16 protein-coding genes are annotated in these 15,533 nt (G+C 68.4%); 14 read left to right on the top strand and 2 right to left on the bottom strand.

Translation table 11 applies throughout. The annotated features are described in order from the left end of the window. A partial coding sequence (locus DPV74_RS31055; RefSeq protein ID WP_162923183.1) for an ATP-binding cassette domain-containing protein occupies positions 1-1,220 on the top strand: 1,220 nt, incomplete at its 5' end. Between the two features lie 16 nt (positions 1,221-1,236). Here the strand turns inward: DPV74_RS31055 and DPV74_RS31060 are convergent. Continuing rightward, positions 1,237-2,316: an MBL fold metallo-hydrolase gene (locus DPV74_RS31060; RefSeq protein ID WP_119338575.1), complete on the bottom strand. Its 1,080-nt coding sequence runs from the start codon at positions 2,314-2,316 to the stop codon at positions 1,237-1,239. Positions 2,317-2,621: 305 nt separating this feature from the next. Here DPV74_RS31060 and aceK point away from each other — a divergent pair, with 305 nt between their 5' ends. The 9 genes from aceK to bioB all read left to right on the top strand — a co-directional run bounded on the left by aceK (position 2,622) and on the right by bioB (position 12,824). After that, positions 2,622-4,439 (top strand): bifunctional isocitrate dehydrogenase kinase/phosphatase, encoded by a 1,818-nt coding sequence (aceK, locus tag DPV74_RS31065; protein ID WP_060208787.1) that lies wholly within the window; start codon positions 2,622-2,624, stop codon positions 4,437-4,439. Positions 4,440-4,501: 62 nt separating this feature from the next. Beyond that, positions 4,502-5,272, top strand: coding sequence for a carbonate dehydratase (gene can / locus DPV74_RS31070; protein ID WP_059695311.1), 771 nt, complete (start codon positions 4,502-4,504; stop codon positions 5,270-5,272). A gap of 102 nt (positions 5,273-5,374) precedes the next feature. After that, positions 5,375-6,052 (top strand): SDR family oxidoreductase, encoded by a 678-nt coding sequence (locus tag DPV74_RS31075; protein ID WP_021157400.1) that lies wholly within the window; start codon positions 5,375-5,377, stop codon positions 6,050-6,052. 48 nt (positions 6,053-6,100) lie between these two features. Beyond that, entirely contained in the window at positions 6,101-6,538 is a 438-nt protein-coding gene (locus DPV74_RS31080) for a YchJ family protein (RefSeq protein ID WP_119338576.1), read from the top strand. Positions 6,539-6,645: 107 nt separating this feature from the next. Continuing rightward, a complete protein-coding gene (locus tag DPV74_RS31085; RefSeq protein ID WP_119338577.1) occupies positions 6,646-7,923 on the top strand; it encodes a dienelactone hydrolase family protein in 1,278 nt (425 codons plus the stop codon). 459 nt (positions 7,924-8,382) lie between these two features. Continuing rightward, a complete protein-coding gene (gene bioA, locus DPV74_RS31090) occupies positions 8,383-9,729 on the top strand; it encodes an adenosylmethionine--8-amino-7-oxononanoate transaminase (RefSeq protein WP_059492011.1) in 1,347 nt (448 codons plus the stop codon). Beyond that, positions 9,726-11,030, top strand: coding sequence for an 8-amino-7-oxononanoate synthase (gene bioF, locus DPV74_RS31095; protein ID WP_119338579.1), 1,305 nt, complete (start codon positions 9,726-9,728; stop codon positions 11,028-11,030). The genes bioA and bioF overlap by 4 nt, the downstream gene beginning before the upstream one ends. Beyond that, positions 11,027-11,746: a dethiobiotin synthase gene (gene bioD, locus DPV74_RS31100; protein ID WP_111938925.1), complete on the top strand. Its 720-nt coding sequence runs from the start codon at positions 11,027-11,029 to the stop codon at positions 11,744-11,746. The genes bioF and bioD overlap by 4 nt, the downstream gene beginning before the upstream one ends. 55 nt (positions 11,747-11,801) lie before the next feature. Further along, positions 11,802-12,824 (top strand): biotin synthase BioB, encoded by a 1,023-nt coding sequence (gene bioB, locus DPV74_RS31105; protein WP_021157406.1) that lies wholly within the window; start codon positions 11,802-11,804, stop codon positions 12,822-12,824. Positions 12,825-12,902: 78 nt separating this feature from the next. Here the strand turns inward: bioB and DPV74_RS31110 are convergent, their stop codons facing one another. Then, positions 12,903-13,820, bottom strand: coding sequence for a LysR family transcriptional regulator (locus DPV74_RS31110; RefSeq protein WP_027788994.1), 918 nt, complete (start codon positions 13,818-13,820; stop codon positions 12,903-12,905). Between the two features lie 71 nt (positions 13,821-13,891). On the opposite strand from DPV74_RS31110, the gene DPV74_RS31115 reads away from it, so the two are divergent. The 4 genes from DPV74_RS31115 to DPV74_RS31130 all read left to right on the top strand — a co-directional run. Continuing rightward, positions 13,892-14,083: a hypothetical protein gene (locus DPV74_RS31115; RefSeq protein WP_124919793.1), complete on the top strand. Its 192-nt coding sequence runs from the start codon at positions 13,892-13,894 to the stop codon at positions 14,081-14,083. Then, positions 14,080-14,862, top strand: coding sequence for a 5-oxoprolinase subunit PxpA (locus DPV74_RS31120; RefSeq protein WP_027788993.1), 783 nt, complete (start codon positions 14,080-14,082; stop codon positions 14,860-14,862). Before DPV74_RS31115 ends, DPV74_RS31120 begins: the two co-directional genes overlap by 4 nt. Before the next feature lie 16 nt (positions 14,863-14,878). Continuing rightward, positions 14,879-15,121, top strand: coding sequence for an acetyl-CoA carboxylase (locus DPV74_RS31125; RefSeq protein ID WP_021157410.1), 243 nt, complete (start codon positions 14,879-14,881; stop codon positions 15,119-15,121). 4 nt (positions 15,122-15,125) lie between these two features. Further along, positions 15,126-15,533: biotin carboxylase N-terminal domain-containing protein (locus tag DPV74_RS31130; RefSeq protein WP_276140484.1), on the top strand; the 408-nt coding region annotated here is incomplete at its 3' end.

The raw sequence follows: 15,533 nt of genomic DNA on the forward strand, positions 1-15,533 counted from the left end.
TGCGCGCCGACACGCCCGCGCAGGCGCTCAGCGGCGGGCAGCGCGCGCGCGTCGCGCTGATCGGTGCGTTGCTGTCCGGTGCCGGCCTGCTCGTGCTCGACGAACCGACCAACCACCTCGACGCGCCGGGCCGCGCGTGGCTGCGCGCGGCACTCGACGGCTGGCGCGGCGGCCTCGTCATCGTGAGCCACGACCGTGCGCTGCTCGCCGACGTGCAGCGCATCGTCGAGCTGACGCCACAAGGCGTGCGCTCGTACGGCGGCAACTACGCGTTCTACCGCGCGCAGCGCGACGCGGATCAGGATGCCGCGCAAGCGGCGCTCGACAACGCGCGTGCCGAACGCGGACGCGCGAGGCGCAGGCTCGAACAGGAACACGACACGATCCAGCGCCACGCGGCCGCGTCGCTGCGCGATGCGAAGACGGCCAACCTGTCGTCGGGGGCAAAACAAAGCCGCAAGGGCGCGGCGCGCAACATCATGGGGCAGGTCCGGCGCCACCAGAACGACTTCAAGGCGACGCTCGACGAACGCGTGCAGCAGGCGGCCGCGCGCGTCGAAGCCGATGCGCCCGTGCTGGTGTCGCTGCCGGGCACCGAGGTCAGCGCACGCCGCCAGCTGTTCACGCTCGAACGCGCGCGACTGCCGTGGGGCATCGCCGGCGCCGCCGATGGGATCACGTGGTCGGCGAGCGGCCCCGTGCGCATCGCGCTGACGGGCCCCAACGGCTGCGGGAAATCGACGCTGCTGCGGATGCTCGCGGGCGAGCTCGCGCCATGCTCGGGCACCTGCACGACGCACGTGAGCGTCGCGTATCTCGACCAGCGGCTCGCGCTGCTCGATCCGGAGCGCTCGATCGTCGAACAACTTGGGCTGCTCGATACGCCGCTCGCCGAAGGCGAGCTGCGCAGCCGGCTCGCGCTGCTGCAGCTCGATGCGGCGCGCGCGACGCAACCGGCGCGTCAGCTGAGCGGCGGCGAACGGCTGAAGGCCGCGCTCGCATGCGCGTTGTGGCGCGGCACGCCCGCGCAACTGCTGCTGCTCGACGAGCCGACCAACCACCTCGATCTCGAATCGGTGCGCGCGATCGAGGCCGCACTGGCCGGCTTCCCCGGCGCGATCGTGGTCGCTTCGCACGACACCGCGTTTCTCGCGGCGCTCGACCCGACGCACACGATGCAATGGCATCGCGACGGGTGGCGCTACGAACCCGTCGCATGAGGAGAACGAAGCGGTGTCAGCCGGCGCTGCGGAACCGCAGCACGCCGTCGTCGCCCTGCTCGCGCACGAGTTCGCCCGCGAGCCACAGCAGGTTCAGGTGCGCGAGCGCCTCGCCGAGCGCGAACGTCATCTGGTGGATGTCGAGTTCGCGGCGGCGGAACATGATCGGCACGATGTCGGCCGCGCTCATCGGCTTTTCCGCGCACGCGACGCGCACTTCGGCCAGGCGCGCGTCATGGTGTTCGCGCAGTTGCGCGATGCGCGTGCGCACGCCGCGGAACGGCTTGCCGTGCGACGGCAGCACCAGCGTATCGGGCGCCATCGTCTCGTAACGGCCGAGCGACTGCAGGTACAGCGCGAGCGGATTCGCCTCCGGTTCGAGGTCGAACACGGACACGTTCGTCGAGATGCGCGGCAGCACCATGTCGCCGGAGATCAGCACGCCGTCCGCTTCGCTATGCAGCGCGCAATGTTCAGGCGAATGGCCGAAGCCGGTCACGACGCGCCAGGTGCGCGCGCCGATCGTCACCGCATCGCCTTCACGCAGGCGCCGGTAGCGCGGCGGCACGGCCGGCACGAGATCCGAGTAGTAGTTGCGACGGTTGCGCAGCTTGTCGAGCGCGGCCGGATCGGTGAGCCCGTGGCGCGCGAAGTGATCGGCGGCCGCCGCGCCGCCCGCGTTCGAGCCGTTGCCGGCCGCCATCAGGCAGCCGAACAGGTACTCGCCGAGCGTCATCCACAGCCGCACGTTCCAGCGGCCCTTGTCGCCGCCTTCGCACAGCCAGTTCGCGAGGCCGAAGTGATCGGGGTGGCAGTGCGTGACGAGCACCCGCAGCACGGGCAGGCCGTCGAGATGCGTGTCGAAGATCTGTTCCCAGTGCGTGCGGATCGCCTCCGACGAGATCCCGCAATCGACGATCGTCCAGCCTTCCTGCCCGTCGATCTCGTCGCGCAGCAGCCAGAGGTTGATGTGATCGAGCGAGAACGGCAGCGGCATGCGCAGCCAGCGCACGCCGGGCGCGACCTCGAACGTGTCGCCCGCGGCGGGCAGCGTGTCGGCGAAGGGGTAGTCGAGTTGGTGTTCCAGTGCGTTCATCGGTGGGGCGTCTCGTCGTTATCGGTGCGAATGCGCGCCGGCGGCAGGCCGCGGCGGGCGTCGCGTCGATTCTATCGCCGTCGCGCTCGACGCGTGCCCGGCGGCCGCCGCCCCGTCAAAAAAAGTTCGTGCCAGAATCGGTTCCGTACCCGTATCTTTACGCGAAGATGCACCGAACGGCACGCAACGGCGAACAACGCGCCGATTGAAGGCCGTGGGCGCGTTACCCCGAAAGTCATTGAAACGCCGACTTGGGCGCTAAAATGGCGAGTGCTTACAGCCCCTCCCGAACGAGCCTGCACGCAATGAATCACTTCCCCAAACTGCTGTCTTCGCAGATCGGTTTCGACGTCGCGCAGACGATGCTCGAAAACTTCGACCGCCACTACCGGATCTTCCGCGACGCGGCCGTCGAAGCGAAGACGCTGTTCGAGCACGGCGACTGGCACGGGCTGCAGCGGCTTGCGCGGGAGCGGATCACGTCGTACGACGATCGCGTGAAGGAATGCGTCGAGGTGCTGGAAGACGAATACGACGCGGAAAACATCGACGACGAAGTGTGGCAGCAGATCAAGCTGCACTACATCGGCCTGCTCACGTCGCACCGCCAGCCCGAGTGTGCGGAGACGTTTTTCAATTCGGTGTGCTGCAAGATCCTGCACCGCTCGTACTTCAGCAACGATTTCATCTTCGTGCGCCCGGCGATCTCGACCGAGTATCTCGAGAACGACGAGCCGGCCGCGAAGCCGACCTACCGCGCGTACTATCCGGGCACCGACGGGCTCGCGGCCACCCTCGAGCGCATCGTCACGAACTTCCAGCTCGAACCGGCGTTCGACGATCTCCCGCGCGACATCGGCTGCGTGATGCAGGCGATCCACGACGAATTCGGCCACTTCGACGAAGCGCCGAATTTCCAGATTCACGTGCTGTCGTCGCTGTTCTTCCGCAACAAGAGCGCGTACATCGTCGGCCGCATCATCAACGCCGACCGCGTGCTGCCGTTCGCGGTGCCGATCCGCCACGTGCGTCCGGGCGTGCTCTCGCTCGACACCGTGCTGCTGCGCCGCGACCAGCTGATGATCATCTTCGGCTTCTCGCACTCGTATTTCCTGGTCGACATGGGCGTGCCGTCCGCGTACGTCGACTTCCTGTGCACGATCATGCCCGGCAAGCCGAAGGCGGAGATCTACACGTCGGTCGGCCTGCAGAAGCAGGGCAAGAACCTGTTCTACCGCGACCTGCTGCACCACCTGTCGCATTCGAGCGACCGTTTCATCATCGCGCCCGGGATCAAGGGCCTCGTGATGCTCGTGTTCACGCTGCCGTCGTTCCCGTACGTGTTCAAGATCATCAAGGATCACTTCCCGCCGCCGAAGGAAACGACGCGTGCGCAGATCATGGAGAAGTACCAGCTCGTGAAGCGCCACGACCGCCTCGGGCGGATGGCCGATACGCTCGAGTATTCGAGCGTCGCGCTGCCGCTCGCGCGGCTCGACCACGCGCTCGTGCGCGAGCTGGAAAAGGAAGTGCCGTCGCTGCTCGAATACGAGGACGACAACCTCGTGATCAGGCACCTGTACATCGAGCGCCGGATGACGCCGCTGAACCTGTACCTGCAGAACGGCACCGATACCGACATCGAGCACGGCGTGAAGGAATACGGCAACGCCGTGAAGGAGCTGATGAAGGCGAACATCTTCCCCGGCGACATGCTGTACAAGAACTTCGGCGTCACGCGCCACGGCCGCGTCGTGTTCTACGACTACGACGAGATCGAGTATCTGACCGACTGCAACGTGCGCCGCGTGCCGCCGCCGCGCAACGAGGAAGACGAGCTGTCCGGCGAACCGTGGTATACCGTCGGCCCGCACGACATCTTTCCGGAGACCTACGGGCCGTTCCTGCTCGGCGACCCGCGCGTGCGCGACGTCTTCATGAAGCATCACGCGGACTTTTTCGATCCCGCGCTGTGGCAGGCCAGCAAGGACAAGCTGCTGCAGGGTGAATTGCCCGATTTTTATCCCTACGACGCATCGCTGCGCTTCAGCGTGCGCTACCCCGAGCGCTTCGGCGCGACGGACCAGAACGACGGCGAAGGCGACGCGCAGCGCGCCGCCTGACGCCGGTTACACCGAACCCGATACCGATACCGACCCGATTTCCGTCAACGGAAGCCACACCGATGAACACCCAAGACAATCCGCTTTCTCACCTGTTCGACAACAACGAAGCGTGGGTCAAACGCAAGCTCGAAGACGATCCGCAGTTCTTCGCGCGTCTCGCCGACCAGCAGGCGCCGGAATACCTGTGGATCGGCTGCTCGGATTCGCGCGTGCCCGCGAACCAGATCATCGGCCTGCCGCCGGGCGAAGTGTTCGTCCATCGCAACATCGCGAACGTGGTCGTGCACAGCGACCTGAACTGCCTGTCGGTGATCCAGTTCGCGGTCGACATCCTGCGCGTGAAGCACATCATGGTCGTCGGCCACTACGGCTGCTCGGGCGTGAATGCCGCGCTGCTCAACCGCCGCGTCGGCCTCGCGGACAACTGGCTGCATCACGTGCAGGACGTGCGCGAGCGTCACGCGGCGCTGCTCGAGGACTGGCCGGTCGGCGAAGCGCGCTATCGCCGCCTGATCGAGCTGAACGCGATCGAGCAGGTCGTCAACGTATGCCGCACGACGATCGTCAACGACGCGTGGGCCCGCGGCCAGTCGCTCACCGTGCACGGGCTCGTGTACGGCGTGCACGACGGCCGGATGCGCAACCTCGGGATGGCCGTGTCGAACTTCGACGCGCTCGACGAGACCTACAAGCGCTGCGTGGCCGCGCTCACCGCCGGCGGCAACCATGCGCCGGACAACGACATGATCGCGGCGGACGCCGCGCGGCGGCTCGAAGGCGTCGCGCAGGCGGTCGCCGACACGCTGAAGCCGTGCGACGACGCGAAGTAACGCGCAAGCCGCCGGGCGGCCGTTGCCACGCGGCCGCGCCCCGCATCGAACGGATCTGACACCGGTACCGCCAGGGCGGCGCCAAGCAAAGGAGCGACGGGCATGAAAACCGCATTGATCGTCGGTGCATCGCGCGGCCTCGGCCGCGAATTCGTCCGGCAATACCGGCGCGACGGCTGGAACGTGATCGCCACCGCCCGCGACGATGCCTCGCTCGACGCGCTGCGCGCGCTCGGCGCGCAAGCACATGCGCTCGACATCACGCAGCCCGAGCAGATCGCGGCGCTCGGCTGGAAGCTCGACGGCGAGCGGCTCGATGCGGCCGTGATGGTGTCGGGCGTCTACGGGCCGCGCACCGAGGGCGTCGAGACGATCACCGCCGAGGATTTCGACGCGGTGATGCATACGAACGTGCGCGGGCCGATGCAGCTGCTGCCGATCCTGCTGCCGCTCGTCGAGGACGCACGCGGCGTGCTCGCCGTCGTGTCGAGCCGGATGGGCAGCATCGCCGAGGCGACCGGCACGACCGGCTGGCTGTACCGCGCGAGCAAGGCCGCGCTGAACGACGTGCTGCGCATCGCGTCGCTGCAGACGCGCCACGCCGCGTGCATCTCGCTCCATCCCGGCTGGGTGCGCACCGACATGGGCGGCGCGCAGGCCGCGATCGATCCGGAAACCAGCGTGACCGGCATGCGCCGCGTGATCGCCGAATCCGGCGCGGACGTGTCGCAGGCAAACGGCCGTTTCTTCCAGTACGACGGCATCGAGCTGAGTTGGTAGTCAGCCGGTAGTCAGCCGACAACCAGACGTCGTTAATTCCCGTTTCGCATGATTTTGAACCGACCTGATGCGTGCCCGTGCGGCGGCGCGTCCCCCGCTCCCGCCGGCAAAGCGCCGGCGCCCCGCTACGCGGCCTGCTGCGGCCGCTTCATCGACGGCGGCGAAGCCGCGCCGAGCGCACTCGAGTTGATGCGTTCGCGGTACAGCGCGTACGTGCTCGGCGCGACCGACTACCTGCGCGCGACGTGGGCTGCGCGCACCTGCCCGCCCGATCTCGACACCGACCCCGAGGCGCCCGACGCGACGCGCTGGCTCGGCCTCGCGGTCAAACGCCACGCGCCGCTCGACGAACGGCACGCGGAGGTCGAGTTCGTGGCCCGCTACAAGATCGGCGGACGCGCTTACCGGCTCCACGAGACGAGCCGTTTCGAGCGCGACGAGCACGGTTTCTGGCGTTACGTCGACGGCGAAGTAAGTGAACGTTGACAAATAGTTGCTGTGTCAGACGCCGGGTAATTCCCGCATTGCACAACCTGAATTTGTCGGGCTAGGATGGCCCTCAGATCAGTCATGTTGCATGGCAGGGCTTACGAATGGCGTTCAGCAAGGTATTGGTGGGATGGATGGCGGCCTGCGCGCTGTCGGCCGCTCAGGCCGGTACGCTGCCGAACGTCAATACGGGGACGGGCGCCGGCGCCAGCGGGTCGCTCGCCCATGCCGAACGCTTCGACTACGGCGATTCGAACCTGCCGCAGGTCGCCGCCGACCTGAACGAACAGATCCTCCGCATTCCGGCCGACGCATCGGGCGCCATCACGCTCGAGGCGACGCTCTTCAAGCCGAACGGCCCCGGCCCGTTCCCGCTCGTCGTCTTCAACCACGGCAAGAACACCGGCGATCTCCATCTGCAGCCGCGCAGCCGGCCGCTCGCGTTCGCGCGCGAATTCGTGCGCCGCGGCTATGCGGTGATCGCGCCGAACCGCCAGGGTTTCGCGGGCTCGGACGGCACGTACCAGCAGGAAGGCTGCAACGTCGGCAAGAACGGCCTCGCGCAGGCGGCCGACGTCGACGCGACGGTGCGCTACATGTCGCGCCAGCCGTACGTCGATGCGTCGCGCATCGTCGTCGCCGGCACGTCGCACGGCGGCCTCGTATCGGTCGCGTACGGCACCGAAGCCGCACCGGGCGTGCGCGGCATCATCAACTTCTCCGGCGGGCTGCGCCAGGACCTCTGCGACGGCTGGCAGCGCAACCTCGTCGACGCGTTCGACCAGTACGGCGCGCACACGTCCGTGCGGTCGCTGTGGCTGTACGGCGACAACGATTCGGTGTGGACGCCCGGGCTCGTCGCGCAGATGCACGACGCGTACGTGTCGCACGGCACGCAGGCCCAGTTCATCGATTTCGGCCGCTACAAGGACGACGCGCACCGGCTGATCGTCGATCGCGACGGCGTGCCCGTGTGGTGGCCGGCCGTCAACGCGTTCCTCGCGCAGCTGAACCTGCCGACCTCTGTGCGCTACGCGGTCGCGAACCCGCACGAGCCGAAAGCCACCGGCTACGCGTCGATCGACGCGGTCAACGCGGTGCCGTACGTCGACGAAGCCGGCCGTGAAGGCTATCGCCGCTTCCTGAACCAGCATCCGAGCCGCGCGTTCGCGGTGTCGTCGGAAGGCGCATGGTCGTGGGCCGAAGGCGGCGACGACCCGATGGCGCTCGCGCTCGACAACTGCGCGAAGCAGGGCGCGGGCGCGTGCCGGCTGTATGCGGTCAACGACCGGGTCGTGTGGAACACGAACACGCAGACGGCCGACAACGGCGACGCCGGCACGACACGCGATATCGATACGCGCGCGCTGGCTTCGCGCTGACGGGCGGCGGCCTTCGCTGCCCCGTTTCGCTTTTCCTTTCCCCCGCTTTTCATCGCTTCGCGCACGCGCTGCATGCCGCGTTTGCGTCGGATGCCGGCCCGAGCGCGCCCCTCGTCACCGCTTTCAGTCATTCGCCTTCCGGTCACGTTGGGGCCACAACACCCACCCGATTCGCCCCTTCGCTCCCCGATTCCCCCCCTGCCGCACCGCCCGCCCCCCGATTTTTTTCGGTTGGGGGGTCTCACTCGAACGTCGTCATCTGCGGTCATTTCCGGACTTCTGAACCGTACCGTCCCGAGCCGCTCCGATCTGCGCCGAACTCCCGCCCAGCAAGGCTCCGCGGCCTTTGTAACCGGTAGTGCAACCCGTCGCGGAACACGCTAATCTCAGCGCGTTTCGTTGTCCCGCCGCGCGGCATCCCATCGATGCCGCGCGGCCGTTTTATCCCCCGGAGCCGCCTTGAGTACGCCAGCCACCGACGACTGGGTCGCGCGCAGCCTGCGCGCGGTCTGGCATCCCTGCACCCAGATGAAGCACCACGAGCGCCTGCCGCTCATCCCCGTCGCGCGTGGCGCGGGCGTGTGGCTGTACGACCGTGACGGCCGCCGCTATTTCGACGCGATCAGCTCGTGGTGGGTGAACCTGTTCGGCCATGCGAACCCGGACATCAACGCGGCGCTGAAGGACCAGCTCGACACGCTCGAGCACGCGATGCTCGCCGGCTGCACGCACGAGCCCGCGATCGAGCTCGCGGAGCGGCTGCACGCGCTCACCGCACGCACGCTCGGCCATGCGTTCTTCGCGTCGGACGGCGCGTCGGCCGTCGAGATCGCGCTGAAGATGAGCTTCCACGCGTGGCGCAACCGCGGCCGCGCGAACAAGCAGGAATTCGTCTGCGTGGCGAACAGCTATCACGGCGAAACGATCGGCGCGCTCGGCGTGACCGACGTCGCGCTGTTCAAGGACGCGTACGATCCGCTGATCCGCCATGCGCACGTCGTCGCGTCGCCCGACGCGCGCGGCGCGCTGCCGGGCGAAACGGCCGCCGACGTCGCAGGCCGCGCGCTCGCGGACGTGCGGCGCCTGTTCGTCGAGCGCGGCGACCGGATCGCCGCGCTGATCGTCGAGCCGCTCGTGCAGTGCGCGGCCGGCATGGCGATGCACGATCCGTCGTACGTGCGCGGGCTGCGCGCGCTGTGCGACGAATTCGGCGTGCACCTGATCGCCGACGAGATCGCGGTCGGCTGCGGCCGCACCGGCACCTTCTTCGCGTGCGAGCAGGCCGGCGTCTGGCCCGATTTCCTGTGCCTGTCGAAAGGCATCAGCGGCGGCTACCTGCCGCTGTCGCTCGTGCTCACGCGCGACGACGTGTTCGCCGCGTTCTACGACGACGACACGACGCGCGGCTTCCTGCACTCGCACTCGTACACCGGCAACCCGCTCGCGTGCCGCGCGGCGGTCGCGACGCTCGACCTCTTCGCACGCGACGACGTGCTCGCGGCGAACGCGCGCAAGTCGGCCACGCTGCGAGCCGCGCTCGCGCCGCTCGACGCACATCCGCAGGTACGCCACCTGCGCGAGCGCGGCACGCTGTTCGCGTTCGACGTCGCGCTCGACGGCGATGCGGCGCGCGGCTTCTCGCGACGCTTCTTCGAACGCGCGCTGGAACGCGAGCTGCTGCTGCGCCCGATCGGCACGACCGTGTACCTGATGCCGCCGTACGTAATGAGCGACGACGACATCGCGTGGCTCGCGCAACGCACGCGCGACACGCTCGACGCCACGCTCGCGGAGATCGCACGATGACGCACCCGCTGCTCGACACGCTGCAACGCGGCCTCGCCGATCTCGACGCCCAGGGGCTGCGCCGCGTGCGCCGCACCGCCGACACCGCGTGCGACGCGCGCATGACCGTCGACGGCCGCGAGATCGTCGGCTTCGCCAGCAACGACTATCTCGGCCTCGCCGCGCATCCGGCGCTCGTCGCCGCGTTCGCCGAAGGCGCGCAGCGCTACGGCGCAGGCAGCGGCGGCTCGCACCTGCTCGGCGGCCATTCGCGCGCGCACGCGACGCTCGAAGAGGAACTCGCGGCTTTCTCTGGCGGCTTCTCCGACGCGCCGCGCGCGCTGTACTTCAGCACCGGCTACATGGCGAACCTCGCCGCGATGACGGCGCTCACCGGCAAGCGCGCCACCGTCTTCTCCGACGCGCTGAACCACGCGTCGCTGATCGACGGCATGCGGCTGTCGCGCGCGAACATACAGGTCTATCCGCACGCGGACACGGCCGCGCTCGCCGCGCTGCTCGACGCGTCGGATGCCGAAACGAAGCTGATCGTCAGCGACACCGTGTTCAGCATGGACGGCGACATCGCGCCGCTCGCCGAACTCGTCGCGCTGGCCGAGCGCCATGGTGCGTGGCTCGTCGTCGACGACGCACACGGCTTCGGCGTGCTCGGCCCGCAGGGCCGCGGCGCGCTCGCGGCCGCCGCGCTGCGTTCGCCGCATCTCGTGTACGTCGGCACGCTCGGCAAGGCCGCCGGCGTCGCGGGCGCATTCGTGATCGCGCACGAGACGGTAATCGAATGGATGATCCAGCGCGCGCGCAGCTACATCTTCACGACGGCCGCGCCGCCGGCCGTCGCGCACGCGGTATCCGCGAGCCTGAAGGTGATCGCGGGCGACGAAGGCGATGCGCGGCGCGCGCATCTCGCCGCGCTGATCGAACGCACGCGCGCGCTGCTGCGCAATACACGCTGGCAGCCGGTCGATTCGCGCACGGCCGTGCAGCCGCTCGTGATCGGCAGCAACGACGCGACGCTCGCGGCGATGCGCGCGCTCGACGCGCACGGCCTGTGGGTGCCCGCGATCCGGCCGCCGACGGTGCCCGTCGGCACGTCGCGGCTGCGCGTGTCGCTGTCGGCCGCGCATTCGTTCGACGATCTCGCGCGGCTCGAAGCCGCGCTGGTCGAAGCCAGCGAGGGAGCCGCCGCCTCCGCTGACGCGGCCCCGCGGGAGACGGAACCGCCCCCACGCTCACTTCGTGAGCTGCCCCCCGAGGGGGCTGCAGCCTCCCTTGGGGCGGCCCGGCGGGAGACTGCGGCATGACCGCCCCGCTTTCGCTTTTCGTCACGGGCACCGACACCGAAATCGGCAAGACCTTCGTGTCGGCCGCGATGCTGCACGGCTTCGCACGGCACGGCCTGCGTGCCGCCGCGCTGAAACCCGTCGCCGCCGGCGCATATGAACGCGACGGCGTGTGGCGCAACGAGGACGCCGACCAGCTCGACGCGGCCGCGAACGTCGTGCTGCCGCCCGAGCTGCGCACGCCGTTCCTGCTGAAGGCACCGGCCGCGCCGCATATCGTCGCCGCGCGGGAAGGCGTGACGCTCGACATCGACACGATCGTCGCGTGCCATCGCGAAGCGCTGACGCGCGCGGATATCGTCGTCGTCGAAGGCGCCGGCGGCTTCCGCGTGCCGATGAACGACACGCAGGACATGGCCGATCTCGCGGTCGCGCTCGGCGTGCCGGTCGTGCTCGTCGTCGGCGTGCGGCTCGGCTGCATCAGCCATGCGCTGCTCACCGCCGACGCGATTCGCCAACGCGGCCTCAAGCTCGCCGGCTGGGTCGCGAACCACGTCGACCCGGCGATGTCGTTCCCCGACGAGAACGTCGCGACGATGCGCGACTGGCTCGCCCGCGAGCACGGCGCGCCGCTGCTCGGCCGCATTCCGCACATGAGCCCGGCCGCCCCCGAATCCGCCGCGGCGATGCTCGACATCGCCGCGCTCGTCGATACGCTGCGCACCGCGCGGCATTGACCCGACAGAAACAGATCCCCCGATCCCTCATCCCCGACCAGGACAGGAAAACGATATGACCCAAGCCCAGACCGCCGCCACCGTGCAACCCGACGCGATTCCCGTGGCCGCTCCGGCCTCGCAACGCTGGCGCGTCGCCGACGTCGTCGCGCTGTTCGAGCTGCCGTTCAACGACCTGATCTTCCGCGCGCAGCAGGTGCACCGCGAGCACTTCGATGCGAACGCGGTGCAGCTGTCGACGCTGCTGTCGATCAAGACGGGCGGCTGCGAGGAAGATTGCGGCTACTGCTCGCAGTCGTCGCACCACGACACGGGCCTGAAGGCCGAGAAGCTGATGGACGTCGACGCGGTGCTGGATGCCGCCCGCGCGGCGAAGGCGAACGGCGCGAGCCGCTTCTGCATGGGCGCCGCGTGGCGCAACCCGAAGGAGCGCCACATGCCGGCGCTGACCGAGATGGTGCGCGGCGTGAAGGAACTCGGCCTCGAGACCTGCATGACGCTCGGCATGCTGGAAGACGAACAGGCGCAGGAACTCGCGAATGCGGGCCTCGACTACTACAACCACAACCTCGACACGTCGCCGGAGTTCTACGGCCAGGTGATCTCGACGCGTACCTACCAGGATCGCCTCGACACGCTCGACCGCGTGCGCGACGCCGGCATCAACGTGTGCTGCGGCGGCATCATCGGGATGGGCGAATCGCGCCGCGAACGCGCGGGCCTGATCTCGCAGCTCGCGAACCTGAACCCGTATCCGGATTCGGTGCCGATCAACAACCTCGTCGCGATCGAAGGCACGCCGCTCGAAGGCACCGCGCCGCTCGACCCGTTCGAATTCGTGCGCACGATCGCGGTCGCGCGGATCACGATGCCGAAGGCCGTCGTGCGCCTGTCGGCCGGCCGCGAACAGCTCGACGACGGGCTGCAGGCGATGTGCTTCCTCGCCGGCGCGAACTCGATGTTCTACGGCGACCAGCTGCTGACGACGAGCAACCCGCAGTCGCAGAAGGATCGCGCGCTGTTCGAGCGCCTCGGCATCCGCGCGAGCGACGCGGACGCGATGTCGGCGAACGCGTAAGCGGAGCGGCCGTCGGGCCGGATCTGCAAACGGAAAAGCCGGGGGATGCCCCGGCTTTTCCGTATCCGGCCCCGTCGTTCAGGCCGCGCCGCCGAGCGCGCGCGGCTCCATGAACGTGTGCCGGAAATAATCGCGCACCGCGTGCATCGCGGGGCTCAACTCGATGTCCTTGCGCCAGGCAAGACCGACGCTCATCGGCGGCACCGCATCGCGCAGCACGATCGTCTCGATGCGCCGCCCCTCGAGCGACCACGGCCGATACACCATGTCGGACAGGATCGCGACGCCGCTGCCGTTCGCGACCATGCTGCGGACCGCCTCGACCGACGACGTGCGCAGGATCACGTTCGGCCGGTACGGCGTCTCGTTCCAGTAACGCAGCGCCGTCTGCCCCGCCTCGTCGACCGTCAGCATCACGAACGGCTCGCGCGCGACTTCCGCGAACGTGACGCTCTCGTGCCTGAGCAGCGGATGATGCGCGCCGACCCACAGCCGCCGCACCGAGTGAATCACCGGCTCCAGCACGAGCGCCGGATTCGACACGTTCGACGTGAGCAGCACGGCCATGTCGTAGCGGCCCGCGATCAGCCCTTCCTCGATCGACTCGCGGTTCAGCTCGTGCAGGTGGATCGTCAGCCGCGGATACAGCGTGTTCAGGCGCAGCACGTGGTGCGGCAGGAAATAGCCGAGCACCGTGTAGCTCGCGGCGATCGCGAGCGTGCCGGCCAGTGTGCTTTCGAGGTTCGGAATCCGCATCGCCTCGTCAACCGACGACAGGATCGTGTACGCGTGATTCAGGAAGCGCCGCCCCGTGTCGGTGAGCGTCACACCCGACGGCGTGCGCAGGAACAGTTGCGTGCCGAGGCTGTCCTCCAGTTCCCTGATCGCGCTCGTCACGGCCGACTGCGAAATCGTGAGCTGGATCGCGGCCTGCGAGATCTGGCCGAGCTCGGCGGTCGCGACGAAATACTTGAGCTGTCTGAGGGTCAGGGCCATGGTCGATGAGAAAACAGATGGACACGCGACAAACATCATAACAACCGTGCCGTGCCCATGAACCAGACCTCGTGGAAACCCTGCCGACCCTGCTGCGGCGGCACCTGGCAGCCGTTTTCCACGGTATCGAAAAAATCGATACGGTCGCATATAAAAATAGAACTTTTTTGACGCACCCCACGCGGCTAACCTGCGTTCAACACGGTTTCGGCATGCGCCACGACGCACGCGAACCGGAGAACCAGGAGGAGCACATCGTATGAGGAAGCACAGCGTCGACCTGAACTCCGACATGGGAGAAGGCTTCGGCCCGTGGACGATCGGCGACGGCGTCGACGAGCAGATCATGCCGCTGATCAGCTCGGCAAACATCGCCACCGGTTTTCACGCCGGCGATCCGAACATCATGGCGCGCACGGTGCAGCTCGCGCGCGACGCCGGCGTCGGCATCGGCGCGCACCCGGGCTTTCGCGATCTCGTCGGCTTCGGCCGCCGCACGATCGCCGAAACGCCGCAGGCGCTCGTCAACGACATCCTGTACCAGCTCGGCGCACTGCGCGAGTTCGCGCGCCTGAACGGCGTCAGCCTGCAGCACGTGAAGCCGCACGGCGCGCTCTACATGCATGCGGCAGGCAACGAAGCGTTCTCGCGGATGCTGATCGAAACGCTGCAACGCGTCGATCCGGGCCTGTGGCTGTACTGCATGGAGGCGTCGGTCACGTACCGCGTCGCCGTCGAGTACGGGCAGCCGGTCGTCCGTGAGTTCTACGCAGATCGCGACTACGACCGCAGCGGCTCGATCGTGTTCACGCGCCGCGTCGGCCGCCTCGATCCGCGCCAGGTCGCCGACAAGGTGCTGCGCGCGTGCATCGACGGCAAGGTGCGGACGATCGATGGCGACGACATCGACATCGATTTCGATTCGGTCTGCATCCACAGCGACACGCCGGGCGCGCTCGACCTCGTGCGCGAAACGCGCCACGCGCTGATCCGCGAAGGCATCCGGACCGCCGGGCCGCAACCGCTCGCCGCCCATCACTGATTCAAGGAGACACACGATGGCATTGCACGATATCGTCAGCCCGCTGCCGGGCACCTTCTACCGGCGTCCGTCGCCCGATGCGGACTACTACGTCGCGGTCGATGCGACGGTCGCCGCCGGCGCGGTGGTCGGCCTCGTCGAGGTGATGAAGCAGTTCACCGAGATCGAAACCGATGCGGCAGGGCGCGTTGTCGAACTGCTCGTCGAGGACGGCGAGCCAGTCGACGCGGGCCAGGTGCTGATGCGGATCGAGGGGTGATGCGATGAATCCGGCAACCTCCTCCAGCGCGTTCTACCGGCCGTCGCGCATCCGCACAGTGCTGGTCGCGAACCGCGGCGAGATCGCGGTGCGCGTGATCCGTGCCGCGCGCGAGCTAGGCATGCGTGCGGTCGCCGTGGTCAGCGACGCGGACCGCGACAGCCTCGCCGCGCGCATGGCCGACGAAGCCGTCCACATCGGCTCGTCACACGCGGCGAAGAGCTACCTGAATCCCGCCGCGATCCTCGACGCCGCGCGGCAGTGCGGCGCGGACGCGATCCATCCCGGCTACGGCTTCCTGTCCGAAAATGCCGCCTTCGCCGCGCAGGTCGAGGCGGCCGGCCTGATCTTCGTCGGCCCGGACTCGCAGGTGATCGCCACGATGGGCGACAAGGCCCGCGCACGCGAAACC

It is taken from the genome of Burkholderia sp. HAN2018, from assembly GCF_024704855.1.
In the GTDB taxonomy this organism is placed as follows: Bacteria; Pseudomonadota; Gammaproteobacteria; order Burkholderiales; family Burkholderiaceae; genus Burkholderia; species Burkholderia cepacia.

Bases quoted from the DNA above. Each gene is read 5' to 3' on its own strand.
- DPV74_RS31060 (WP_119338575.1), bottom strand. From the start codon at position 2,316: ATGAACGCACTGGAACACCAACTCGACTACCCCTTCGCCGACACGCTG.
- aceK (WP_060208787.1), top strand. From the start codon at position 2,622: ATGAATCACTTCCCCAAACTGCTGTCTTCGCAGATCGGTTTCGACGTC.
- can (WP_059695311.1), top strand. From the start codon at position 4,502: ATGAACACCCAAGACAATCCGCTTTCTCACCTGTTCGACAACAACGAA.
- DPV74_RS31075 (WP_021157400.1), top strand. From the start codon at position 5,375: ATGAAAACCGCATTGATCGTCGGTGCATCGCGCGGCCTCGGCCGCGAA.
- DPV74_RS31080 (WP_119338576.1), top strand. From the start codon at position 6,101: ATGATTTTGAACCGACCTGATGCGTGCCCGTGCGGCGGCGCGTCCCCC.
- DPV74_RS31085 (WP_119338577.1), top strand. From the start codon at position 6,646: ATGGCGTTCAGCAAGGTATTGGTGGGATGGATGGCGGCCTGCGCGCTG.
- bioF (WP_119338579.1), top strand. From the start codon at position 9,726: ATGACGCACCCGCTGCTCGACACGCTGCAACGCGGCCTCGCCGATCTC.
- bioD (WP_111938925.1), top strand. From the start codon at position 11,027: ATGACCGCCCCGCTTTCGCTTTTCGTCACGGGCACCGACACCGAAATC.
- bioB (WP_021157406.1), top strand. From the start codon at position 11,802: ATGACCCAAGCCCAGACCGCCGCCACCGTGCAACCCGACGCGATTCCC.
- DPV74_RS31110 (WP_027788994.1), bottom strand. From the start codon at position 13,820: ATGGCCCTGACCCTCAGACAGCTCAAGTATTTCGTCGCGACCGCCGAG.
- DPV74_RS31120 (WP_027788993.1), top strand. From the start codon at position 14,080: ATGAGGAAGCACAGCGTCGACCTGAACTCCGACATGGGAGAAGGCTTC.
- DPV74_RS31125 (WP_021157410.1), top strand. From the start codon at position 14,879: ATGGCATTGCACGATATCGTCAGCCCGCTGCCGGGCACCTTCTACCGG.